Origin of the sequence: Myroides odoratimimus (assembly GCF_030326305.1) — a bacterium.
GTDB classification, from domain to species: domain Bacteria; phylum Bacteroidota; class Bacteroidia; order Flavobacteriales; family Flavobacteriaceae; genus Flavobacterium; species Flavobacterium odoratimimum_A.
The window spans coordinates 11,053-36,455 of the sequence record NZ_JACAKB010000030.1 but is presented as its reverse complement, the minus strand read 5'-3'; the positions used below and the strand labels follow the sequence as shown (position 1 = coordinate 36,455).

At 32.8% G+C, this 25,403-nt stretch carries 26 protein-coding genes; 5 read left to right on the top strand and 21 right to left on the bottom strand.

What is annotated here, in order from left to right; genetic code table 11:
* Nucleotides 1-421 precede the first annotated feature (421 nt).
* From HX049_RS15775 to HX049_RS15755, 5 genes are all read right to left on the bottom strand, one after another.
* Complete coding sequence (locus HX049_RS15775; protein ID WP_041890996.1) at nucleotides 422-1,918, bottom strand: malate:quinone oxidoreductase; 1,497 nt, start codon at nucleotides 1,916-1,918, stop codon at nucleotides 422-424.
* An 89-nt stretch (nucleotides 1,919-2,007) separates the two neighbouring features.
* A complete protein-coding gene (gene ruvX, locus HX049_RS15770; protein ID WP_041890994.1) occupies nucleotides 2,008-2,415 on the bottom strand; it encodes a Holliday junction resolvase RuvX in 408 nt (135 codons plus the stop codon).
* A 19-nt stretch (nucleotides 2,416-2,434) separates the two neighbouring features.
* On the bottom strand, nucleotides 2,435-3,607 hold the full coding sequence (locus HX049_RS15765) for an AIR synthase related protein (RefSeq protein ID WP_041890991.1): 1,173 nt from the start codon (nucleotides 3,605-3,607) through the stop codon (nucleotides 2,435-2,437).
* A gap of 166 nt (nucleotides 3,608-3,773) precedes the next feature.
* Nucleotides 3,774-4,901 (bottom strand): cysteine desulfurase family protein, encoded by a 1,128-nt coding sequence (locus tag HX049_RS15760; protein WP_041890988.1) that lies wholly within the window; start codon nucleotides 4,899-4,901, stop codon nucleotides 3,774-3,776.
* A 302-nt stretch (nucleotides 4,902-5,203) separates the two neighbouring features.
* Complete coding sequence (locus HX049_RS15755) at nucleotides 5,204-6,949, bottom strand: MFS transporter (protein ID WP_041890985.1); 1,746 nt, start codon at nucleotides 6,947-6,949, stop codon at nucleotides 5,204-5,206.
* A gap of 256 nt (nucleotides 6,950-7,205) precedes the next feature.
* Here HX049_RS15755 and HX049_RS15750 point away from each other — a divergent pair, with 256 nt between their 5' ends.
* Nucleotides 7,206-8,216, top strand: a complete 1,011-nt coding sequence (locus HX049_RS15750; protein WP_286417038.1) for a hypothetical protein — start codon at nucleotides 7,206-7,208, stop codon at nucleotides 8,214-8,216.
* Between the two features lie 675 nt (nucleotides 8,217-8,891).
* A complete protein-coding gene (locus tag HX049_RS15745) occupies nucleotides 8,892-9,479 on the top strand; it encodes a hypothetical protein (RefSeq protein WP_286417036.1) in 588 nt (195 codons plus the stop codon).
* A gap of 54 nt (nucleotides 9,480-9,533) precedes the next feature.
* On the opposite strand, the gene HX049_RS15740 is transcribed toward HX049_RS15745, so the two are convergent.
* The 9 genes from HX049_RS15740 to HX049_RS15700 all read right to left on the bottom strand — a co-directional run bounded on the left by HX049_RS15740 (nucleotide 9,534) and on the right by HX049_RS15700 (nucleotide 16,427).
* Nucleotides 9,534-10,208, bottom strand: a complete 675-nt coding sequence (locus HX049_RS15740; RefSeq protein ID WP_286417035.1) for a hypothetical protein — start codon at nucleotides 10,206-10,208, stop codon at nucleotides 9,534-9,536.
* Between the two features lie 164 nt (nucleotides 10,209-10,372).
* Complete coding sequence (locus HX049_RS15735; protein ID WP_286417033.1) at nucleotides 10,373-10,879, bottom strand: hypothetical protein; 507 nt, start codon at nucleotides 10,877-10,879, stop codon at nucleotides 10,373-10,375.
* 587 nt (nucleotides 10,880-11,466) lie between these two features.
* Nucleotides 11,467-11,973: a hypothetical protein gene (locus HX049_RS15730; RefSeq protein WP_286417030.1), complete on the bottom strand. Its 507-nt coding sequence runs from the start codon at nucleotides 11,971-11,973 to the stop codon at nucleotides 11,467-11,469.
* A 308-nt stretch (nucleotides 11,974-12,281) separates the two neighbouring features.
* A complete protein-coding gene (locus tag HX049_RS15725; RefSeq protein ID WP_286417028.1) occupies nucleotides 12,282-12,680 on the bottom strand; it encodes a cytidine deaminase family protein in 399 nt (132 codons plus the stop codon).
* A gap of 12 nt (nucleotides 12,681-12,692) precedes the next feature.
* Nucleotides 12,693-13,415, bottom strand: a complete 723-nt coding sequence (locus HX049_RS15720; RefSeq protein WP_286417027.1) for a class I SAM-dependent methyltransferase — start codon at nucleotides 13,413-13,415, stop codon at nucleotides 12,693-12,695.
* Between the two features lie 2 nt (nucleotides 13,416-13,417).
* Nucleotides 13,418-13,948, bottom strand: a complete 531-nt coding sequence (locus tag HX049_RS15715; RefSeq protein ID WP_286417025.1) for a YbaK/EbsC family protein — start codon at nucleotides 13,946-13,948, stop codon at nucleotides 13,418-13,420.
* A 3-nt stretch (nucleotides 13,949-13,951) separates the two neighbouring features.
* Complete coding sequence (locus HX049_RS15710) at nucleotides 13,952-14,998, bottom strand: S66 family peptidase (protein ID WP_286417023.1); 1,047 nt, start codon at nucleotides 14,996-14,998, stop codon at nucleotides 13,952-13,954.
* 19 nt (nucleotides 14,999-15,017) lie between these two features.
* Nucleotides 15,018-15,863, bottom strand: coding sequence for a GNAT family N-acetyltransferase (locus HX049_RS15705; RefSeq protein WP_286417022.1), 846 nt, complete (start codon nucleotides 15,861-15,863; stop codon nucleotides 15,018-15,020).
* A gap of 9 nt (nucleotides 15,864-15,872) precedes the next feature.
* Nucleotides 15,873-16,427, bottom strand: a complete 555-nt coding sequence (locus HX049_RS15700) for a GNAT family N-acetyltransferase (RefSeq protein ID WP_286417020.1) — start codon at nucleotides 16,425-16,427, stop codon at nucleotides 15,873-15,875.
* Between the two features lie 447 nt (nucleotides 16,428-16,874).
* Here HX049_RS15700 and HX049_RS15695 point away from each other — a divergent pair, with 447 nt between their 5' ends.
* Nucleotides 16,875-17,090, top strand: a complete 216-nt coding sequence (locus HX049_RS15695) for a hypothetical protein (RefSeq protein ID WP_006259102.1) — start codon at nucleotides 16,875-16,877, stop codon at nucleotides 17,088-17,090.
* Nucleotides 17,080-17,373: a type II toxin-antitoxin system RelE/ParE family toxin gene (locus HX049_RS15690; protein WP_286417017.1), complete on the top strand. Its 294-nt coding sequence runs from the start codon at nucleotides 17,080-17,082 to the stop codon at nucleotides 17,371-17,373. Before HX049_RS15695 ends, HX049_RS15690 begins: the two co-directional genes overlap by 11 nt.
* Nucleotides 17,374-17,423: 50 nt before the next feature.
* On the opposite strand, the gene HX049_RS15685 is transcribed toward HX049_RS15690, so the two are convergent.
* From HX049_RS15685 to HX049_RS15670, 4 genes are all read right to left on the bottom strand, one after another.
* Nucleotides 17,424-18,047 carry a carbonic anhydrase gene (locus HX049_RS15685; RefSeq protein WP_006259105.1) on the bottom strand — a complete coding sequence of 208 codons (624 nt, stop codon included), beginning with the start codon at nucleotides 18,045-18,047 and terminating at the stop codon, nucleotides 17,424-17,426.
* Nucleotides 18,048-18,049: 2 nt separating this feature from the next.
* Nucleotides 18,050-19,591, bottom strand: a complete 1,542-nt coding sequence (locus HX049_RS15680) for a SulP family inorganic anion transporter (RefSeq protein ID WP_286417014.1) — start codon at nucleotides 19,589-19,591, stop codon at nucleotides 18,050-18,052.
* A 511-nt stretch (nucleotides 19,592-20,102) separates the two neighbouring features.
* Nucleotides 20,103-20,405: a hypothetical protein gene (locus tag HX049_RS15675; RefSeq protein ID WP_225600480.1), complete on the bottom strand. Its 303-nt coding sequence runs from the start codon at nucleotides 20,403-20,405 to the stop codon at nucleotides 20,103-20,105.
* Nucleotides 20,406-20,536: 131 nt separating this feature from the next.
* A complete protein-coding gene (locus tag HX049_RS15670; RefSeq protein WP_286417012.1) occupies nucleotides 20,537-21,148 on the bottom strand; it encodes a rhomboid family intramembrane serine protease in 612 nt (203 codons plus the stop codon).
* A 99-nt stretch (nucleotides 21,149-21,247) separates the two neighbouring features.
* Here HX049_RS15670 and HX049_RS15665 point away from each other — a divergent pair, with 99 nt between their 5' ends.
* Nucleotides 21,248-21,439 (top strand): hypothetical protein, encoded by a 192-nt coding sequence (locus HX049_RS15665; RefSeq protein WP_286417010.1) that lies wholly within the window; start codon nucleotides 21,248-21,250, stop codon nucleotides 21,437-21,439.
* A gap of 35 nt (nucleotides 21,440-21,474) precedes the next feature.
* Here the strand turns inward: HX049_RS15665 and HX049_RS15660 are convergent, their stop codons facing one another.
* The 3 genes from HX049_RS15660 to HX049_RS15650 are packed head-to-tail and all read right to left on the bottom strand — an operon-like array spanning nucleotide 21,475 to nucleotide 25,403.
* On the bottom strand, nucleotides 21,475-23,184 hold the full coding sequence (locus HX049_RS15660) for a sensor histidine kinase (RefSeq protein WP_286417008.1): 1,710 nt from the start codon (nucleotides 23,182-23,184) through the stop codon (nucleotides 21,475-21,477).
* On the bottom strand, nucleotides 23,181-24,311 hold the full coding sequence (locus HX049_RS15655) for a sensor protein KdpD (RefSeq protein ID WP_286417006.1): 1,131 nt from the start codon (nucleotides 24,309-24,311) through the stop codon (nucleotides 23,181-23,183). Before HX049_RS15655 ends, HX049_RS15660 begins: the two co-directional genes overlap by 4 nt.
* A complete protein-coding gene (locus HX049_RS15650) occupies nucleotides 24,312-25,403 on the bottom strand; it encodes a porin (RefSeq protein ID WP_286417004.1) in 1,092 nt (363 codons plus the stop codon). It lies immediately after the preceding gene.

Here is a 25,403-nt window from a genome sequence, read left to right as displayed (position 1 = left end):
TTTAAATCGCCTAATGAAGTTTTTGCAGATAAATTAGACAAAATAGCAACTGTTGCATTTATAACTTGAATTCACGACATTAACGAATCTACAGCATTTGGATTATATACATTTAGATAATCTTTTATAGTCTTATGTAATAGATCATTCTTCTTTACACCATCACAGTTAGTCATAAAAAACACTAATATCCAACAAGAAAAAATCAGATAAAGAGATTTAGACATATTATGTAAAAAAATGTATATCAAATATTTATAATTAAAAAGTCATTATCTAACCAAGAGAAAAGCGTATGTAAATATAATAGTTAAATTCATCACAACACACACTATTTACATTTCTATACGAGATCTTTTCTCAATATATGGATTATAAATAGTCGTTATATAAAAAAGCCTCCTATTTAGGAGGCTTCTCATTAGTTATTATGTGGATATATTTTTAAAGTCTTACTAGTATTTTCTCTAGTTGTAGCTACCAATTCTGGATGTTCATTTAATTTCAATCCAAAAGTAGGAATCATTTCTTTAAACTTACTTTGCCATTCTGCAGATTTAAACTCTTCTTTAAAACATTGAGATAAAAGCTTTAACATAATTGGCGTTGCAGTTGATGCTCCAGGAGAAGCACCTAATAATGCAGCTATAGATCCGTCTGCAGCACTTACGACTTCCGTTCCAAACTGTAAGATACCTTTTCCATCTTTATCTTTTTTGATAACCTGAACACGTTGTCCTGCTTTTTCAAGTTTCCAATCTTCTTCTTTAGCATCTGGATAATATTCTCTCAATGCTGCATAACGAGATTTTGAAGACTGTAATACTTGCTCGATTAGATACTTAGTCAAATCCATATTACGAAGACCAGCACCTAACATTGGTCCAATATTATTAAGTTCTAATGACTTAATTAAGTCCCAGTATGATCCTTTCTTTAAGAATTTTGTTGAGAAACCAGCATAAGGACCAAAAAGTAATGAATGCTTACCATCAATAAATCTAGTATCTAAGTGAGGTACAGACATTGGTGGTGCACCTACAGATGCTTTTCCATATACCTTAGCCATGTGTTTTTTAACTACTTCAGGATTACGGCATACCAACCATTCTCCTCCAACAGGGAAACCTCCATAACCTTTACTTTCAGTTATATCAGCTTTTTGTAATAAAAGGATTGCTCCTCCTCCTGCTCCTACAAATACAAACTTAGATTTGATTACTTTCTTTTGTCCTTTACTATCAGTTGCAGACACTGTCCAATCAGAACCAGTTTTTTTAATATCTGTTACATCACAGTTAAAAGTCATATTAACTCCATCCTCATTCTTTAGATAGTCAAATAATTGACGAGTAAGATCTCCGAAGTTAACATCCGTTCCAAGATTCATATGTGTAGCAGCACATACTTCACTTTCCTTTCTGTTCTCCATAATCAATGGAGCCCATTCTTTTATTTTCTCTTTATTATCAGAGAATTCCATTCCTTGAAATAATGGATATTTTTGAAGTTCATTATAACGTTTTCTAAGATAGTTCACGTTATCTTCTCCCCATACAAAGCTCATATGAGGTACAGTATGGATAAAATTACTTGGATTTTTAAGGACTCCCTTATTTACCAAATAAGACCAAAATTGACGAGAAACTTCGAATTGCTCTACAATATTGATTGCCTTAGAAGCATCTATTGTACCGTCTGCTTTTTCAGGCGTATAATTTAATTCACAAAACGCAGAGTGTCCAGTTCCGGCATTATTCATTGCATCAGAACTTTCGGCAGCCGCACTGTCGAGACGCTCAATAACCTCAATTTTTAAGTTTGGTTTCAGCTCTTTCAGTAGGACCCCAAGAGTAGCACTCATAATACCTGCCCCTACCAAAACAACATCAGCCTCTGATTTTTGTATACTTGACATTATATCGGATTTATTTAATATGCAAAATTACTCTTTATTTAAGAGAAATAACCAACAACTTTTCTTAAATAAAGTAAAAAATGACTAACTTATTTTCTCATATAATCTTGAAGAATAATAGTTGCTGCTATTTCATCTATCAGCGCTTTATTCTGTCTTTGTTTTTTCTTGAGTCCACTATCAATCATTGTTTGAAAAGCCATCTTAGACGTAAATCTCTCGTCAATTCTCTCCACAATCATAGTTGGGAATAACGATTTAAACTTCTCAATAAAGCTATTTAACAAAGGGACTACTTCAGAAGGCTCATTATTTAATCGTTTTGGTTCTCCAATAATAACCTTCTCTACTTTCTCTTTAGAAAAATAATCTTTTAGAAATGGCAATAATTGCTCTGTATCAACTGTCGTTAATCCTGAAGCTATAATTTGTAATTCATCACTTACAGCTATACCTGTACGTTTTTTACCGAAATCGATAGAAAGCAATCTTGCCATTTTATATTGTATGTTTTTTTTAGTACTTAAATGTTCCGTATTCAGAAGTGATTGTCAATTGCTTCTCTTCTGATGCTTCTACTCTTCCTACTATCTGAGCTTTTACATTAAAAGATTCCGAGATAGCAATAATATCAGCTGCTACTTCTGGTCTTACATATAATTCCATACGATGCCCTGAGTTAAACACTTGGTACATCTCTCTCCAATCTGTATTAGATTGCTCTTGAATTAGCTTAAATAACGGTGGAACAGGGAACATATTATCTTTTATGATATGTAATTTATCCACGAAGTGAAGAATCTTAGTTTGTGCTCCTCCACTACAGTGAATCATTCCATGAATATCATCTGATTTATATTTATTCAATATTGATTTAATAATCGGAGCGTAGGTACGAGTAGGTGATAACACTAGCTTACCTGCATCAATAGGAGAACCTTCTACAGCATCAGTAAGATGTACTTTTCCTGAATAGACTAACTCTTCTGGTACCGATGAATCATAACTCTCTGGATATTTTGCAGCTAAAGAATGGTCAAAAACATCATGTCTAGCTGATGTTAATCCATTACTTCCCATACCTCCATTATACCCTTTTTCATAAGTAGCTTGTCCAAATGATTCTAAACCTACGATAACATCCCCTGCTTGGATATTAGCATTATCAATAACATCACTTCTCTTCATACGAGCAGTCACAGTAGAATCAACAATAATCGTACGAACTAAATCCCCTACATCAGCGGTCTCTCCTCCTGTAGAGTGAATAGTCACTCCAAAAGATTTTAGTTCATTAATTAATTCTTCTGTTCCATTAATAATAGCAGAAATAACTTCTCCTGGAACTAGATTTTTATTACGCCCTATAGTGCTAGAAAGCATAATATTATCTGTCGCTCCTACACATAATAAATCATCAATATTCATGATTAATGCATCTTGAGCAATTCCTTTCCATACAGAAATATCTCCTGTTTCTTTCCAGTACATATAAGCCAAAGAAGACTTTGTCCCCGCTCCATCAGCATGCATAATTAAACAGTAATCTTCATCTCCTGTTAAATGATCTGGTATAATCTTACAAAATGCCTTTGGGAATAATCCCTTATCAATGTTCTTAATTGCATTGTGAACGTCTTCTTTCTCAGCAGAAACCCCGCGTAGTGCGTATCTATTATTCGAACTCATAAATGTTGTGTTGTTTCTGCAAATTTAGCGCTAATGTTAATGTAAAGCAATCTTATTTTTGGTGAAGTTTTCTCTTTTTTTAGTTAAGATTACTACTTCTCAATTCTAAAAACAAAAAATCCACTCTCTAGGAGTGGATTTAATTTATATTTAAACTACAATCTGATTAGATTGTTTTCAATACTTCGATTAAAATATCAATATCTTCTTTTGTGTTTTCATGACCAAAAGAAAGTCTTAAGCTAGGCTTCTTCAAATCCTCTGCACATAAAAACTGAGATAATACATGTGAAGGCTTTTGACTTCCTGATTGACATGCACTTCCACGAGATACTGCAATTCCTTTCATATCTAATTGGAACAACATCATTGCTGCTTTCTCTTCTGATAACGGCAATAATACATTCAAGATATTATAGAACCCTACATTATTTCCATTAAAACATACTTCTGGGAATACTTCTACTAGTCTCTCTTTACAGTATTCTTTAATACTAGTAATATGCGCTCTTTCTTCATCTAGTAATTCATAAGCCATTTCTAGTGCTTTCGCCATACCTACCACTTGGTGTACACCTTCAGTACCAGCTCTTAGCCCTTTTTCTTGCTCTCCACCAAACATCACAGGTTTTAGCACGTTTTTCTTACGGATAAAAGCAAAACCAATTCCTTTTGGTCCATGAAATTTATGAGCACTAGCCACAATAAAATCTATTGGTGTTTCTGCTAGATCTATTTTAGTTTTACCGATAGACTGTACAGTATCACAATGAAATAAAGCATGATTCGCTTCACATAATGTAGCTACTCGCTTCAAGTCTAATTCTGTACCCACCTCATTATTAACATGCATTAAACTCACTAATGTAAGCTTAGATTCATCTTTTAATAATTCTTCTAATTGCTTATAATCAATTTCACTAGTAGGTTGAATATCTAAGAACACTATTTCTATACCAAATTCTGCACCTAGTTGCTTCACAGTATTTAAGACAGCATGATGCTCTAATTTAGAAGTAATTATTCTCTTAACTCCTAAGTCACGTACTGCAGAGCGTAGAATCCAGTTATTACCTTCTGTTCCACAAGAAGTAAAGATAATCTCAGAAGAAGTAGCATTAAATTGTTTTGCTATTACTTTTCTTGCATTTTCTACTAACGACTTTGCATGTCTTCCGATAGCATATGTTGAAGAAGGATTACCATAATCATTTCTAAGTACATTAACCATTTCTTCGATTACTTCTGGACGTACAGATGTTGTCGCAGCATTATCAAGATAAACGTGTTTCATTTTATTTGTGTTGGTAAAATTATTGTTATACTCTTTGAATAGAGTTGTTTTGTCATGTCTTTAATTGTCACGTATTCGCAAATGTAATAAAACTCGTATTATTAGCGCAAATCAAATTACAACTTTTCAAGACTTTTACGAAATTAACGAATTCTTTCTTCGTTATTCTCATATTGATCTTCTGTAATAATATCACTATACAAACAAGTATAAATTCACACTCCTTATCTTATTTACTTTATCTCATTTATATACATTTAATCCAAGATGTATAAATTGTAAAGTCTTTTTTCAGATAAAAACTAATCAATATTATCAATATCTATTTGTTGTTTTGATAATACTCGTTTCGCTACTAAACCAAAGGCTAATAAATAAGCAAAACATAGTAAACTCACTATATAAGATTGGTGAATACCTAATATATCTGCTACCTTTCCTTGAATCGGAGGAATAATACCTCCTCCCAATATCATCATGATTAAAAGAGAAGATCCCTGAGCTGTATACTTACCTAATCCTATAATAGCAATATTAAAAATAGCTGGCCATAATACACTACAAGCTAAACCGCCTGCTAAGAAAGCATAAATAGCAACCATACCTGTACTAAACAATCCAACTAACATTGCCAACAATCCAAAAAGACTGAACAACATTAAGGTTCTAGCTGATTTATTCTTTGCCCAATATGTTAATACGATTTGTAAAACCACACATATTGAATAATAGTATAAAGGAGTGATATTATTACCTGCCAAATAATTAGCCCCAAGAACAGCGAAATAAGCTAAAAATGGTACAATGATCATCGCTAATAGTTGTTTCCCTTTAGTAAGGTTAAATACACTTACAGCACCTGCCCATCTTCCAATCATTAAACTTCCCCAATACATCGATATATAAGGAGTGATTTGAGACGATTGCAGATTACCGAACTCTTCTAACTTAAGCAGCTCACCTAGATTACTACCTATACTTACCTCTACTCCTACATAAGCAAAAATACCAAACATCCCAAGTAACAACTGTGGATATTGCATTGCACCCCATCCTTGTTTATTCTTTCTACTACTTCTAAAAGCAAACCCAATACTTCCACCTATTACTATTAAAGCAGCCGAAAGTAACATAATACGTTTGTTATCTAAGCCTTCTTTAATCTCTACAATTTGAGTATCTAAAAACGCTATTGCTTTCTCTTTTTCTCCTTCCTGAGATACATCTACCTTCTTGTTTTCTAAAATCTCTTTTTCTTTAACCAATAGCTCTATAGGCTCATTAGCTGACTGACTATATGTACTAAATACTGGTACATAAATCATCATTAATAATACTGTCATGGTAACTAAAGTTCCTATCGCTTTCTTAGCTGGCTCCATAGGTTCAATACGTACACCATCAGGTATCTTTTTTGAGAATCGAAATAGCATAGCTGCAATAACAAAAAGAGCTCCTACACCTGTATATAGAAGAGTCATACTAGACAGACTCAGATGTTGTATTTGATCATCTGTAAGCGCCACTGTACTTCCAAATAAAGCAAACGCCATTAGCAATGGTCCTATAGTCCCTCCTAATGAATTAACTGCCCCTCCTAAACTTACTCTACTCGTTCCTGTCTTAGGGTCTCCAACAGAGATCACCAAAGGATTAGCAGCAATCTGTTGTAACGAGAAACCTAGAGCTACTACAAAAAGTCCTACTAATAATGCTGTATAGACATTAACATTGACAGCCCAGATCATTAATCCTGCTCCTACTGCCGAAAATAATAAACCAAATACTATAGATTTTTTATAACCATAACTCGTTACAAGATCCTTACCTTTAACTGTGCTTAAAATAAACAATATCAAAGCACCTGAATAATACGCTGTATAAAAAGCAAAATCAATTAATTGAGATTGAAATTGATCCAGATGAAAATACGCTTTACAAAATGGAATAAAAATACTATTACCTGCTCCAAAAAATCCCCAAAAGAAGAAGACCGTTACTAATGTATACAGTGCTGGATAATTAGTTTTTATTGTCGAGTTACTCATATAAGTATGATGATTTATTACGATTAATTTAACACATCCAAATATAGACAAATACTATATTCCCCTAAAAAAGACATTCATTTTTTTTATTCTATCTTTAATGAGCATTATAAAACACTAAAACTCCCCCTTTAATTATCAAAAATATAATGTCTATAAATATAAAACATATAAATAAACATAATATACCAATGCAAACCGTTTTATAGAAAGAAAAAAACTATTTTTGCTGTAGATAATAATATATTCACTACAGATGAAAAAGTTTTTTACCCTTGCAGGTATATCTTTCATATTTTTACTTACCTCATGTGATGATGGTAATTTAGTATATAAAGACATTGACTTTAGTAAAGTAACTGCTGTACAAAGATGTACTACACCAGGAGCAGATAAAATCTTTTATAAGTTACAAAAAGATGAAGCACTTATACTAGTGATAGATGCTGATAATATTATGAGAGACGAGACTATCTCTAGAGCTAGAGTAGATATCAATGGAACTGACACTAGTCTAGACTATAGAAAATACACTGATAAAGTAGAAGGAAAATCTATCTGTAACCTTCCTCCTCCTGCCACACCTTCTGTTATCCAGAGTATAGCAGCATCACCTGGAGGAACTGTAATCATCGATAGAACTGTACAAGTTACTAATAACACTACAGCAGCAAATAACAGCGTGAACCTTATTTATCAATATACATTTTCACTTTTAAATGTTAATTTTAATCAAGGGGATACAAATATTAAATATGACAATATGCCTTTTGGTTCTACCACTTATGCTAATAGGACTTTAGCTTTTAAATTTGATAATAATAACGGGAATGGATTAGACAACTTTAATTGTAATAACTCACTGTATAATCTAAAAGATAAAGAGGCTTTAATCTTAAATATTACAGAAGGAGACCTACCTACAGAACCTACGACTGAGAGTATTATAGAACTAAACGAAAAAAGAGTAGTAAGTCTAAAACAATATAGTCGTACAGGAATCAACCTAAATCAGGTATGTGAGTACCAAGGGGATATACCAGGATCAAATACCAATAACCCAAATAAATTAGAAGAATATTGGATCGCTTCTAAAGGGCAAATTGTTATCAAGTCAAGATGGACTGAACCTGCAGATGGTTCTGAGCCAAAGTTATTACACGAGATCTCATTAAGAAATCTAACATTCGTAAAGTCTAGTAACTCAGATAGAACGTTTGTAAAACCGACACTAACTTTTGGTACAATTACAACAGAAAAAAAGTAATTTTTTAAAGCAATAATTAGATATAAAAGCCACTGTTAAAGCAGTGGCTTTTTTTATTATTATCAATAATATGTATTGTTTTTTATAAATCTTACAAAAGTAAAAGATTACTAATCTTACAAAAAATGGTACTAAACATCTATATAGAATTGACAAAAACTACAGCTATCTAAAACCTCAAGAACTACAAAAACAGTGAAAACATAGCTTCTCAAAAAAGACTGTACATGAATCTCTGTTTTTATATCTCATCTATTATATGGCACTTTTTAACTTTTTTTGCCTTCAAAATTCAAAAATTGCTACAACAATAAAATTCAAAAATTTTAAATATCTTCCATTTTATTCAAAATAACACAACTATTACACAATTTAGCATACTGATATTGAGGCATAGAAGTGTTTATATTCAAATTTTATTAGAATTTTAAAACAATTTTAGATAATACTAAACATTTTATATATTGCACTTGTAAACAAAACCCAAAAGGTCTTAAATAAAACAATAGTTCTTTATTCTTTCTATAATTTTTAAAAGTATCTAAAGATTAATATACTATTGTACTTTTCACTTTTTTAGTTTTGATATTTTCTACAATGAAGATTTTACAAGAAAGGGCTAAATAAATTATACTAACAAGTGTCACTCTGAAGATACCAGAATAAAAAATATAGATGAGAAATAAATTCACATTTACTGTTGCTTTAATTGCAATTAGCTTGGCGAGCTTTGCACAAGAAAGAACAAATACAATAGATAATCAATTCAATACTTTATTAAACGAATCAACGAATTGGCAAAAATCTAAAATTGTTGAAGTAGAAAAGTTACACCAATTACAGAAGAATGTAAATGATTCTCTTACTAAGTTACACCTTACTATTGCTAACAATAAAGATGCCTCGTTAGAACATAAAGAGTCTGTAGAAAGCTTAGCTTCACAGCTAAAAATAACAAGAGATTCTCTTTCTACTTCATTGTCTTCTACTAAGAATATTGAAGTTTTAGGAATGTCTTCAGAGAAATCAACTTTCTTAACTATAATATGGTCGATTATAGGTATATTAATTATTGTATTAGGAGTAATATACTATCGCTTTAAAAGAAGCTTTTCTGAAATTAGAGAAGTCAATAGAAAATTAACTGAAACTGAAGAAGAGCTAGAAGAACTAAGAAAATCTTCACTAGAACGCGAACAAAGAATACGTCGTCAACTTCAAGATGAAATCAACAAAAACAAACCTGTTGAGAAAAAAGAATAAATATAAAAGGGAATCTACACAATAGATTCCCTTTTATATTTAAATAATACTAAACTAATTCTTTAATCCTAGTCCTTTTATAACTTGCTTTATGATCGATGATTTCTTTTGCTTTTTAACCTTAGTGATTTCCTCATTCATATTGATTACTTTGCTTTCATCACACGGATATTCTTCTCCTCCTAGATCTTCAAATTCAAAAGAAGGTATAGAAGTAACGACTTCCTGTTTCTCTTGTACAGTTATCTCATTAACCCCGAAACGCATACATCTCTCCTGAGGTTCTATATCCCATAAATATTCACCTAAGATATCCTCTATTAGATGATAGATGAGCTCTACTTTACTCTCTTCTACATCCTCATATTCGAATTGTTCCCCTCTACTTTCTACTACATCTCCTTCTACTTCTATCACTTTTCTCGTCAAGAAGCCATTCTCTGTATAATAAAGGCTAAATAACATTGTTTCTTCATCTATAACAAAAGACATCGCTTTCTGTTGAGTTGCCTTATATGCTAAAGAAGCTATAGCTATAGATGACATAATTAGAGTCGCATCGTCTAAAAAGTAGATATCTAATACATCTGACTCTTTATCATTAGCTGAAGCCTTTTTAAACACAACCTCATCTTCAAACACTAATTTCTTGTTTAGTATTACTTCTAATCCCTCTAAATCAGATTCGTAATTTTTATCTATTACTAGCCCTCCTATCTGTAATCCCATATATTATTTTCACTGTCTATTTACAGTGTGAAAGATACACTTTTCTCATCTAATTACAGCTGTCCATTTGTGAAACACCTGTTAATTATACTGAGTTTCTGGTTCACTTGTCTCCTTCCTAAAACAGCCCAATTATTTAAAACCATATTATACCCTAACTATACCTAGTGACTAGATACTCTATTATAGGTAATCCAAACATATTTAGCTCTTGATTGAAAAAGGTCATTATCATATTCATTAACCTCTCTCTCCAATACTAGCTTATCATCCGTTAAAACTAGAATATCATATTCTTGATAATCATTAGAGTCTACTTCTCTACCAATACCTAAATATAATTTATCTTCTCTCATACACCATTGGAACAGAGATTGTTCACTACAGACTACCTCTAGTTCTCCTTCCTCTTTATAGAAGTCAGTCTGAATCATGATCTCTTGTCTATGGAATACTAATATTTGAGGAGGGTAATTAATGTCCTCTTCAGTCGCACTGTATATATGATGGCCATATCCATCATAATAATTCTTACTCTCTAACTCCCATTTACCAAGTATTAGCGCTTTATTTTTACCATGATGAGTAACCTGAATATCATCACTAGAACAAGAAATAATGGTAAAAAATAGCATAAATAACATTGATAAAAAAAGTAATTTTTGTTGCATAATCCTTTGTTTTGTAATTTTTTGACAAAGTTACAAGGACAAAAACAACAAAAAACAAGACAAAAGTCCCTACTATAAATAGGTCACATAATTAACAGTCGATTATAACAATTAATTAAGACTGACATCAAGCCAAAATCTAGAAAACTAAACTATGAGAATTTATTAAGGATACTACACCTAAAATATAACATAGATTTACGCAAAAAACTAAAGAAAATCCTAAATAATAATAAAATAAAAATACTCTATACTGTTTTTAATATAAGAAAACAAAGCATTTATTTACTTCATAAATTTTACAAAAATAACATATTTAAAGTATCTATTTTTCACACATTAACATTGATAAACAAATCACTTATAAAGATAAAACACTATTTTAAAAGCTACTATATTCTTTAGTTATAGTGAGTATTTCCTCTATTTATTCTTCTTACACCACTTAAAAACAAAAAAACAGTTATCTCCACCCTCGTTTTGATAACTGTTCTTCAAAGTTATATTACTTATTATTTACAGAATCTTTTTACTACTTACATTGTAATAATTACGGTAAGGGTCTAATGTTTATGAGTAGTAAAAGACTAGTTCACTTTTTTATAGGTAATTTTAATACTGCTTACGTTAGAAGTATAACGATTACCATCATTTGCATCTATCTTGCGTTCAATAATTAACTCATTCTGATTTAATACTTGAACATCATAGATCTGCTCAGCATTTTGTTCTAATGTTTTACTAATACCTAAGTACAATCTAGTACCACTTAGCATCCATTGTCTAGGAGATCTTTTATTGTAGTAATTACCTTGACCATCTTTCTTATTTACATAGTCAGTTTGAATAGAGATTCCTCCTTTGTAATAATCTACTGTTTGAGCTGGGATATTAAGACTGCTTGCTGAAATCTCTTTTACTATCTTACCATCTATATCCAATTCTACTTTTTCTACAAATTCCCATTTACCAAACATTTTAGAATTATTCTGCCCAGCCTCTGTGACTTGTACATCATCACTAGAAGAACAGGCTGTAAGACTTACAACAGACATCACTAAAAATAGGATACTAAATAGAGTTTGTTTTTTCATACTAATTGTCGCTATATTTATATTTTTGACAAATATATGCTCACATATATGTATTATCCAAAACAAAACATCAGAATAAATTCACAATCAGTGAACAACTGTACATTATAACTAATATTTAACAATCTCATTTTCTTATATTTGTTAAATAATCACTTTATGTGATTTTACTACTAAATAAACATAGTTTAATAGTGAACTAATAAAATTGATAAACACATAATAAATTATTCGTAAAAAAGGGATCGTACAAAAAAAGACTCTAGTATATACTAAAGTCTTTTATAATCGAATAGCAAAGTACATCTTTACCAGTTTCGCTTCATTCCTTTCTTCCAATCATAAGGTATAAGCGATCCTAAAGTTACATAGTGATCATCTTCTACTTCTACGACTGCATTTTCATTATCTTGCGCTAATTGAGTCATAAACTCTCTACATCTTCCACACGGAGGTACAGCCTCTCCCTTCTCAGTTACAGCTACTACACGTTTTATTCTATTTTCTCCATGCTTTAGCATATCTGCTATTGCTCCATGCTCTGCACAGAATCCCATAGAACAAGCAGTATCAATGCTAATCCCTGTATATATATTACCGTCTATAGTCTCAATAGCTGCCGCCACACTACCATACGCAACAAAGTCATTTAATTCAACTGACTTTGCATACTTATGAGCAATTTGCTTTAATTCCTTTGCTTCCATTTATTTTTTTTATTAGGCATATCCATACCATATTATTTCCTCACTATGTTCACTATACCTATTAAATTCCCAATCGCCAAATACTTCTGCTATTCCCAGTCCTGCATCAGTTACTAATTGTCCTATCTCATTAAAGCTAGGAAAAGCAATCATAGATTGTGAACTAAAACTCTCTTGTGTATTATCAATACTATAATAAGTTGTATAAGTCAATCCTTTTGCATCTCCTTCATAAGTATTCCACGCTGTGATTTGTCCATGCAGAGGATGTTTAAATTGACGTATAGACTCCTCTTTTGTCCAGGTTAACCAATCTTTTACTAACGGATTTCTACTATCAAAGATATACCTACCTCCTTTATTTAAGTGCTCTTTAACTGTTTCTAGGACAGCCAAACGATCTTCTTTCGTCAAAAAAACCTGAAATACATGACCTGATAAAATAATCAAATCAAACTTCTGCTCTAAGCGAATAGTTCTTGCATCTCCTTGAACCCATTTTACTTCTGAACTTCTTTTCTTTGCCTTATCTAGCATCGCTTGAGCATACTCCACCCCTACGACATCTTTTCCTCTTTCTGATAAGACAGTAGCTAATCGCCCTGTTCCACATCCTAGATCTAAAACTGTTTTAGCTTTATCTGCTAGTTGTATATACTTTTCTTCATTGTCCCATAAGTTGTCATAATCGTAAAATTGAACCAGATCTACATTTTGGTATAATTGATCTTCCATAATTATAGTTTAATTGTTAGCAAGTCTCTATTTAAGAAAGGAACTAACTTATTAATTATATCTGTTGTATGCAATTTCAAATAATGAGTAGTAGTTCCATCACTACAGCCATAAAAAGGTTGATCCAAAATATCTTGATCAAATACTAATTGAATATTGCTAGTTGATTCTCTTAATATAGATGCTGCTCCTACCTTGGTCTCCATCTTTTCGTATAGCATCTCTGCTGGTGCAAACGAAACCCTAGAGATGCCTAAAGCCTCACTAAATACTTTACTATTAAAAGGCTTATCTCCTAATGTAATAAATAGATAAAACATCGTTTTCTGTCTATTGCACAAAAAAAGTGTTTTGACCATATTCATATCTAACCTCTCGTTAATCAACAAACAATCTTCCATTGTAATTTCCTCCTCTGTTTCAACTCTTTGCCAAGTCATAGAAAGCTTTGACAACACATCATAAGTTTGTTCTTGTAATCCAGAAAGATATATTGACGGTCGTTCTAATGATACTTCACTGACATAAAACATATTTTATCTATCTATTACAGCGCTCTCTAGAATAGAGAAACGTTTATTAATACTATCTATCTCAGCCATACAACCATAAGGTAAAGTAAAACTTGGACATGTATGACCAAAGTCCATCTGTGTTATCACTGGTAGTGTACTTAAGCCTTCTTCATCAAGTATCTTAAGTAGTATTTGTTCATATTCCTCAGCATACATATTGTCATAAGGCCTTCCTACTATAATTCCATTTACCACCTCTAAAATTCCCATTGCTGCATACCCTCTTAACCAACGCTCTATATAAAGAGGAGCTGTCTTTTCTTCAGAAGTTTCTAAAAACAATATACTTCCCTTCCACACATCTAATTCTGGCCAAAGCTCCGTTCCTTTTATTATTTCTAATACTTCCATGCATCCGCCAATTAAAGTCCCCTGTACGCTTTTATCTCCTCTCACATAGCGCCACCCTTCACATGGAATCAACTTGCGTTTAGTGTTTTGTAAGCTCACATCAAACCAATCTAAATACTCTGTAGTCCAACCTTCTGTATTTGGATAAACTATATTTACTGGCTCTACATCGAACAGTGTTCGTTTGATATCTTGTATCTGATAATCGTGCATTGTACCATTCTCCGCAAATCCCACTAATAACGAAGTACCATAGAAAGAACTCAATCCTGCTTTTAGGCACATAAAATGTGTTACTGTACTATCTGAGAATCCTAGAAATATCTTTGGATTATTTCTTATCACGTCATAATCTATATACTTTAATAATCGAATACTCTCATCTCCCCCTATATTGGTAATAATAGCTTTTACTTCCGGGTCCTTAAATGCATTCATTAGATCCTGAGCTCTTGCCTCTGGGTGATTATAAATCCATGCTGCTGATTCTAAAGCATGAGGTGTCTCTATGACTCTAAGTCCAAATATGTTTTCTAATCGAGCTTTTCCTACTTGATAACGATGTGGTAACTCACCTGCCCCACCCCATGACAAAGAAATTGTAGCTACTGTATCTCCTACTTTTAATTTCTTTGGTTTTATTAATCTTGTCCTCATATACTTATAATCTCCTTACCTATAGTTTCATGATCATCTCATGTTGAGTAATATAGTGCTCTAAGCCTATTCTCTTTAAAAACGAGATGAAATCCACTCCTTTATCATCCACATTAGTAATCAGAATAGGGGTTTCCAAAATATTGACCACATCATTCACTAGAAGTTTTGCTATTCCTTTATTTCGATGAGTCTTGTCCACTGCTAATTGAAATATTTTCCCATTACTTTTGTGATAGATTACATACCCCACAATATTACCTCTCATTTTAGCCACTTTAAATCGAATGTCTTCCTTAGCTTTTTCTAATACAGCGATTGAATTTTGCCAACTTGGTTGAATATCCCAAAATGGAAGAACCGTCTTCCAACATACTTGCTCTACATCTTCTATTACAATATTAGCTGTTTTATAATGCATCTCACGTGGTTGCCCTTTAAAGCACAATAAATCTCTACTTATATTATATCCTTGAGCCCTATAAGCGCGAATAGCTTTATCGTTTCCTTTAATGACCTCAAGGGATAGATTTACACTACTCCCGGCTTCTTTCCAAATAGGAATAGCATAACTGTACATCTGAGCGACTAACCGCTGGCCTCTATAAGCTGGTCTCACTCCTGTACCTGCATTATAGTAATAGGTTTGCTCATCTACTCTTTTCACTCCTGTTAGCATAAAAGCAACTAACTTACCCTTATCAAACGCCCCAATAGAATAGTCTAAATCAACCAATTCACTATTAAGTTTAAATGCCAAGCTATCTTCTGTTAAGTGAAAGGGAAGTATATAATCTGAAAATGAATCATTAAATACTTCTGTGAGCTCGCGTACACTTACTTCTCTAAGACTTCTAATTTTCATATCTTCTTGTTACTTTAATTTATTGTATTCTTTGTATAATAAGCTATAGACAACAGAATCTTCTATCTGTCCTCCTTTTACATAATGACTTCTCAATTGTCCTTCTCTAGTAAATCCAAACTTCTTCACTGTATTTAAGGAAGCTATATTATCTGGGCTAATAAAGGCCTCTACTCGTCTTAATTGCATAATTTCAAATCCATAATTCAATACTGTGTTTAAAACTTCACTCATCACACCTTTTCCTTTTGAGTAATCACTATATAGTCCATATCCTATCTCAGCTCTATCATGTTCTAAATACCAAGTGTGATACCCACAATATCCTAATATATCCTCTGTTTCTTTATCAATGATTAAAAACATCAAATATGATTTATTATAAGTTCGGAAGCCATAGGCTGCTTTTGTTTTTTCTTGTTCTACTTCCTCTTCAGGGATACCTATATAATGCAAAAGTTCTTCTGCAGTAGCTAATCTTAAAAAGTTTTGATAAGCCTCTGCTTCTAGTATTCGCAATTTAAAACGGGAAGTTTCAATATGGTCAAATATAAATTCTCTCATTCTGTGTCATTCTAAGTGAACTAAATATAATATTGAATATATTTAGGTTCCTGCAAATTAAAAAAAAGTCAGCATATAAGATAAATAAACAAGTGTGAATCAACATTTTTATAGACTGAAAAGACAAAAGAAGAGCTATCCTTGACTTTCATTCTGACTAAGTTTTCCATCTTTCTCTACTATCTCTATTATGATAGTGTAATGACTCCGTTATTTTCTATAAAATAACGGAGTGAGTACGGACTCATAACGGACTCACTACGGACTCATTCAAAGCTAAAGCTATCTCATACTACTATAAATGTACACTTATCATAAATAGTCTACCTTACTTAAGTAGATTACATAAATTAGTAAATATTTGAATATATAAATAATTATCAAATAAAAATAAATACCTTTGTAGAAGAGTACACAATTAATTATCAACAACTTAACCCATACGCTATGATAAACTATCACGTCATAATACCAAATGATAAAAAAGCAGTATTTCAAGAGTTTCTTGAGATAATTGGTGCTGATTATAGTGAACAGATTAATGACCTTAACCTAACTCTAGAACAACAAGGCATCTTAGAACAAAGGCTTGCAGAACCTAGTGAGAGTTATATTTCTCTTGATAAGGCACTTAATGAACTATACAAAAAATATGACTTATAATATAGTTATACTTCCAAGTGCTATACATGACTTAGATGCTATATTTGAGTATTATTTTTTGATATCTAAACGTATTCTAAATTCCTTTAAAAAAGAATTTGATAAAACATTGAAGGTATTAAAAAGTAATCCTTTCTTTCAGATAAGATACAATGACATACGAGTTATTTCTATTAAGAAATTTCCGTATGTCATTTTTTTTAGAGTCGATCCTTATAAGCAAATGATACATATAGTAGCTGTTTTTAATACTTCTCAGAACAGTGATAAGTATCCTGTATAAAAAAAGGGTATCACGAATGACACCCCTTTCTCCTCTAATCAATAATAATCTTAACAGATCAATTCAACCTTCCCACTTACTACATCATAATAAGCTCCTACTACACCTATTTTTTCTTCAGCAATCAATTTAGTCAACGAAGGACTCACTTCTTGTAACTGTGCGACTATCGTTCTTACATTCTCCATCGTCACTAACTCTACTAATTCTGATGCTGACAAATCTTCATTACTGTGTTTTTGGCGAACTTTATCTACTACTGGGTGGATGCGTTCTAATATAGTGTCTAGTTTACCTAAAGTTGTGTGATTACATGCACCTGTCACAGCACCACATCTACTGTGTCCTAATACCATGATTAATTTACTACCAACTACATTACAGGCATACTCCATACTTCCGATTACTTCATCTGTCAATACATTACCTGCTATTCTTAAACTAAAGATATCTCCTATCCCCTGATCTAATACATGCTCTAGTGGCGCACGACTATCCATACAGCTCAAAATAACGGCATGGGGATGTTGACCATCCTTAGTCTCTTGTAGTTGGTGCAAGAAGTTTCGGTTAAACTTCAAGTTATTTACAAAGCGGTTATTTCCTTCTAATAATAATTCTAAGCTTTGTGCTGGTGTTGTATTTGCTAATATTTCTTTTGTAAATGAATTCATAATTAAATAGTTTTTCTATGTGATAAAATAATGTTTTGTTGGTCTCCTGATACTTTCACTTCTTTGTGAAAACCTGTTGTTGTAATCAGTATGTTTTTTTCTTTTGCCTTTTCATTTATAAACGTCTCTATAAGCTCTAAGACATCTACATGGATATACCCCATACGCTTTGCGTCTATAGCCAAGTGACAATTATCTGGCAATTGATAAAGTCTGTTTTTAATCGCTGTCTTGTTCAAGAACGATACTTCTTCTGCCAAAGTCAAGGTATATATTACTTGTTCTTGTTTCATCTGACGATGCATAGAGAATGCTTTTCTTACATTTCCGATTAGTAAGAATAATACGCTCACTCCCATACCTACAAGTACGCCAACAAGTAAATCTGTTACTACTACCATAATAAATGTGATGATAAAAGGAATAAACTGTGTGTATCCTTTATGCCAAAAGTGCATAAGAATAGCTGGACGAGCTAGGTTATACCCTACTAAGATTAATACTGCCGCTAAAGATGCTAAAGGGATCATATTTAATACTAAAGGCAAGGAGATAACTGCTATTAATAAGAAAATACCATGAATGACTGCTGATGCTTTATACAATCCTCCTGCATTCACATTAGCAGAAGAACGTACTACTACAGAAGTCATCGGAAGTCCTCCTATCATAGAGCTTAGAATGTTCCCTATCCCTTGTACTTTTAACTCTCTATTAGTATCTGTATGTCTCTTCAATGGATCTAAGCGATCTGTCGCCTCAATACACAATAAGGTTTCAATAGAAGCCACAATAGCAATAGTCCCTCCAATCATCCATACAGCAGGATTAGCAAATCCTGTCCAATCTGGAAAAACAAATATGGAACTGATATCTGATAAACTATCAAACATAGGGATTGACACTAATCTCGATGGTTCGATAGCTAAAGAGCTACCTGTAGCAATCCAAAACTGGTTAATCAAAATACCGACTACCACTACAATTAAAGCTGCTGGTAAAAAAGAAACTTTCTTAGTCCACTTCATCTTATTCCACAGTAATAATATGGCTAATGAAATAGCAGTAATAATCACCGTACCCAACTGGACAGATGCAAAAGAGGTGATATCACCTAAAGCATCTACTCCAAAAACCAATGGCAATTGTTTAATTAAAATCACTAACCCAATACCTGCTAACATCCCCTCTATTACACTTGATGGAAAATAGTTGGCAATAGTACCTGATCTTAACAATCCTAATATCACTTGTAAAACTCCTGCAATAATACCTGCTGTAAGTAATAATTCGAATGATCCTAGCTCCGTTATAGCTCCTAATATAATAGCCGCTAAACCTGCTGCTGGACCACTTACACTAATATTTGAATTACTCAGTAATCCAACTATTACTCCTCCTACCACACCTGAAATAATACCTGCAATAGGGGGTGCACCAGAAGCTAACGCAATTCCTAAACACAGTGGAAGTGCGACTAAAAAGACCACAAGGCCTGGAGCAACACTCTTCTTAAGTGCTGCCATACTCATATTTTTTGTCATTGTTATTTTACGTTTAGTTTTTCTTTTTTAGCCACAGATAAAGGCAATAGAATGTCTGTTGATTCATTGTTATCCAAAAAATCAAGAAGGTAAATATTGACTTATTCAATACTTAAAAGCTAAAAAAGAAATGATTAACGAACTAAAGGCTTCTTAATTGCTGACAATTAACCATTTTGCAAAAGAAGACTTTCGTTACAACAAAAGACATCATAGGTAACTAAAGGAAACATAACACATACTCTACAGAACACAAACCAAGAAACAGTATTAGCTAAATACTACAAAAAGATTCTAAGCCATAACTCTTTCTATAGCGCTATCATTATACTATCGTATGATTATAGTACTAATTCCGATTTGCATTGCGTAATTACTGTTCATTGATCTATCTATTGCTAGTTTTAGAATGAACTATCTAATCATCCATATCTATAAAAATAGATAGGCAAATAACCTATAAAATGTCTTTTGCTAAATCCTCTACTAGTGTTTACTAATAGAAGTCATATTAAACTAAACGTTCAGGAGGGGGTAATAAGATATCGAACTCTTGTGATTCATACACAAGTTTCAAATGAGAGAAATTTAATTCCAATCCTTCCCCTGCATCTACTAAATTAAGATGATTAGAAACAGATAAATCCCACAAATGTCCTTTGTGCTCTTCTTCTGCATTAGTGATTGGCTTTTTATTTTCTTCAGAAATGGTCACAGAAGGTATCTCTAATTCAATGCCAGCTAGCACCGCAATAGTCGGCGTAGCGATAAAGTTTACAAAGAATAATAATACAATTAGTGATACATATTTCATATCACAAAAATATTTTTTTTCTGAAATATGACAATATTAGACTTGTTAATTTTACTATAAAAAGTAGTTTTTCTACTAAACAACATCACATTTAAACAAGGTTTTAATGTAAAAACCACACTTAATGTAGCTTACTTCCTTCTATACTTTCTTGTACTTTTCTTCCTATTCATCTGATAAGCAAACACTAACCCCACTAAAGCTCCTACTAAATGTCCTTGCCAAGAAACACCCTCTGCGACATAACTAGGTAGTATTCCATAAACTAGTCCTCCATATAGTATCCCAATGATAATAGATACTAAGATTAAAACTAGCTTGCGAATAAATATTCCACTAAAGAATAGAAAGAAAAAGAGCATATAAATCAATCCACTTGCTCCTATATGACAACTCATCATACTTGTCTGGAAGTAACCAAAATCAGGCAAGAGCCACAAGACTAAGCCTGAGGTAATCCATCCCATAATAAGTACCGTATACGCTTGCTTTTTATAAAACAGAAACAGTACTACACTAAGTATAAATAAGGGTAAAGTATTACTAATAATATGGTCTAACCCACCATGAAACAGAGGACTTAGAAAAATTCCTTTAATGCCTTCTATACGCCAAGGAATTACTCCATAACAATCTTGAAATATACCTAATTGTTGTAAACCGAATATAAACCACATCACTCCTACCAACAATAATGGTGGATAGAAATCCTCTTTCTTTAATCTAAGTTCATCGTTTCTCACTGTACTCTATTTTATGTTAAAAATACGATTAAGTAATTTTCTGTACAATAGATTATGAGATAGTTATCGTAGTTTGTTAACTTTGAATAAATGAAAAGTATGAAAATACAAATCCTTAGTGACCTTCACTTAGAGTTTGGTTATAGCGGTTCATTAAAATTTGATGAAGTAGATTTAGTGATCCTTGCAGGAGATACACATATTGGTAACACACAAATAATCTGCAATCCACATGGATATATAGATGATAAGGATAATGGATTTGAGAGAGAGTTGATTATAGAAATATAAAAAAAAGTTGCCTATAAAAACAACTCTTTTTGATTCTATCTACTAAACCTCAACACAAACTCACTTCCGACTCCATACTCACTATTCACTGCTATTGTAGCTCCTTGTGCTTCTATAATTTCTTTACTTATTGAGAGACCTAAACCTGTACCTTCTCTATGTGTTCCAGGTACTCTAAAGTAGCGATCAAATACTCGTCCTAAATACTCTGGAGGAATACCCATTCCTTCATCTTTTACTTTTATTATAGTATGAAACTCATCTTGTTTAACATTAACCTCAACTATTGACGATTCGTGAGAATAATTAATTGCATTAGCAATAAGGTTGGTCAACACCCAAGTAGTCTTTTCTGCATCTACTCTTATCTTATCAATTAATTCTGGTAGTTTTACGCTTAAAGTTATATTTTTTTGTTCTGCCAGAATATGGTTTGCTTCAACTGCATACTGTACAATTTGTCCAACCTCAGCAGATTTTATATTCATATTAATTTGACCACTCTCTATTTGCGTAAGATTAAGTAATTCTGAAGTAATCTTCAGTAAACGTCCTGCATCATCTTGAATACTGTCTATCAGTATTGTCTGCTCTTCATTCAAACTACCTATTCTATCATTTTTTAGCAATTGCAAACTCATCTTCATTGACGAAATAGGTGTCTTAAATTCGTGAGAAACCGTAGCAATAAAACGCGTTTTAGCAGCATCCAACTCTTTAAACTCAGTAATATTCTTTAAGATAATCACGTGTCCTACTAACTCCTTATACTCCTCTCCTGTAGGCGTTATCTCAATGTGTAAAAACTCCTTATTAAAATAATTCTCTTTATCATTGTGAATAATCTTTAATGGTTCTTTTTCTATCTGCTCTACATTCATCTCCTTCAGCAGCATACGCATTAAATCATTGTAAATAGCAATGTCTTTACTGCTTTTACCTGCCATTTCTTCTTCTGTTAATCCAAGTACTTTACACGCCTCTTCATTGACAAATATCACTTGCATATTTTCGTCCAACCCTATCACTACATCAGGCATATTATTTATCAGAGCTTCTATTCTTTTTTTCTGACGCATCAGTTTTGCCAAATGGCTATTATTATACTCTTCTAACTTTTGTGCCATCGTATTAAATGATTGAGCCAACTCACCGAACTCATCATTCTTATCTAAGAATACACGTTCTTTATAATTACTACTCGCAATTTGCTTAATACTCATCGTCAATTTCTGAATCGGATTAGCAATATTAGAAGGCAAATTAATCAATAACCCTAATGCGATAATAAAACAGGCTGTTCCCGCAATAGCAATCCAAATAGTAGCCTGTATAGCTGTTTTATTAGCTAATTCACTCTTGAGTTCAATAGCTTGCATATTCATCTCCATCACTTCTATTAGCCATTCTCTAATCTGAAGTAAATCTTCGTTGCGTTGACCATCTTTCTTATACGCTTCAAAATAGGTACGCAAAGTAGCATTCATCTCCCTTTCACCCTCTTCTGTAGCATTACCCTCTTGTTTTCTCAATTGCTCTTCAAACTGAATCAAACGACTATCTCCTGTTTTGTCTAAAGCACGCAACATACTCTTGGCATACAAAAGAGAATTGTAATTATCGTGCAATATATTACGCGTATCAAGCTTCAAAAAGTGAATATACACCGCTCCGATTCCTCCTAAAAAGATAATCAGTGTGAATAATAACCCTAAGCCTAACGTTAGTTTTGTTTTAATTCTCATTTCGAAAAGATTATAATATCAATTGGCAAAGACGATAGTTTCTTTAATAGCTGGTTGAATACATTCGTGGCTAAAATAATTTGATATAAACGCAAACGAGGCTTCCCTATGCAAATAGTTGTTACTTGTCTTTGTTCTACTTGTCCCATAATTGCTTTAGCAATATTCTGATGTTCACTCTTAATAATTTCAGCTCCTAATTCAGTAGCTAATTTAAAATTATTAATCAAATGTCGTTGCTTGTCTAAGGCTATTTTATCAGGATGTTCTTTAGGAGTTTGCACATAGAGTACATACCACTTAGAATTTAAATATCCTGCCAAACGAGCTGTTTTTCTAATTACATTTTTTGCGTTCTTATCATTAGAACTAATACACGCCATAAAGCGATTAGGCTTTGCTAATACTGAGATACTTACTTCAGTAGCCACCTTGTTCTCTACGTGAGAAGCTACTTCTTTTAAAGCAAGTTCTCGCAGTTGCAAGATATTAGAAGACACAAAGAAGTTCTGCAATGCAGCTGGTATTTTCTCTGGAGGATATATCTTTCCTTCTTTTAATCGCTCTATCAAATCATCTGCTGTAAGATCTATATTAACCACCTCATCTGCCTCTTGTAATACTTTATCAGGTACACGCTCTGTCACATCTATAGATGTTATCTCTTTTACAGCGTTATTTAAACTTTCGATGTGTTGGATATTAAGGGCAGATATCACATTGATACCTGCCTCTAATATCTCCATTACATCTTGCCAGCGTTTAGCATTCTTGCTTCCTGCTATATTTGAATGAGCTAATTCGTCAATAATGACTATCTCAGGACGATCCTTTAAAATAGCTTCCAAATCAAGCTCTTCAATCATCTTTCCTTTATAGAAAACTTCTTTACGCGGTATAAGGGGTACCCCTTCTAATAAGGCGTGTGTCTCTTTGCGATTATGTGTTTCGATAAAACCCAATTTCACATCTATACCATTGCGTTGTAAATCTCTTGCTTCCATCAGCATTCGATAGGTTTTCCCAACACCTGCACTCATTCCTATATATACCTTAAACTTTCCTCGTTTAGATCTACGAATAAGTTCTAAAAAATCTTCTGCACTTTGACGAGCTTCTCTTTCCATCTATAACTTAATTGAAATAGTACTTCCTATAAAGGTTTGTCCTGTTGCTTCTTTATCATTTCGCATAAATATAGCATCTCTACTGTTTAACGAACGTACTTCTGCTCTCCACAATACACCTTCTCTAATCTGATAATCTACGTTGACAGAATAGCCCCAAGTCTGAAATCCATTAGTCGTACCTGTATTTATAATCACACCATCCTTATCAGCATAATACTCTGCTCTTGCTGCCACTCTCCAGTTATCAGTTATCTTATACTGTCCCATTATAAGTGGGGCATACCAACTGCTATATACCTCACTACCCTTCTCCTTTTGCTGAGCTCCAATATCAAAACCAGCTAATAGATTAAGGTGATCATTCAACTTATAAGTTGCATATAAATGGTGAAAGTAACGCATCTTACGCTCTACATCTGGTGTATCACTACCTACAAAAGAACTACTATTAATTGTCCATCTTGTGTTAGGAGTATAGGTCAACTGGTGTCCTACTGCTAAAGTAGAGTTATCCTCTGGGCGTTGAATACGCTGCCAACCGTTCATTAAATTAACAGCAATCATCCATTTTTGGTTAGGCGTTAAATAAGATAACTTAACCGCTGACGAAAAGTAAGGAGAGTTCTCCGCCATCATACTGCGTGACATCGTCATAATATCAGCTCCTATATTACTCTCAAACCCTATATGGGAAGGCATTATACCTGCGTCTAACCACAGCTCTCGTGTTGGAGATAATTTCACTCCTACATTAGCCTCATAGATATTCTTTAATCCATCTGGTTCATTTGCCATATTAGACTTTACATACGTTCCCGCCATTAAAGCAAGATTAGCACGTACTCTATCTTTGTTGTAACTCAACTTAGCCATTCCGAAGTTTAAATTTACTTCATTATGTCTGTTATAAGAATACAAGAAATTGTTTATTTGCCCTGATTTTGGTTGATTAAGATCATACATATAATACAACTCTGCATAACCACTCACTTTTAAATCATCTGTCCATTTGCGTTCTTGTGCTTGGACTGATGAAAAAGCAAGTGCACCGATGACAAGTGCACCCACTAAAGAAAAACTCTTTTTCAT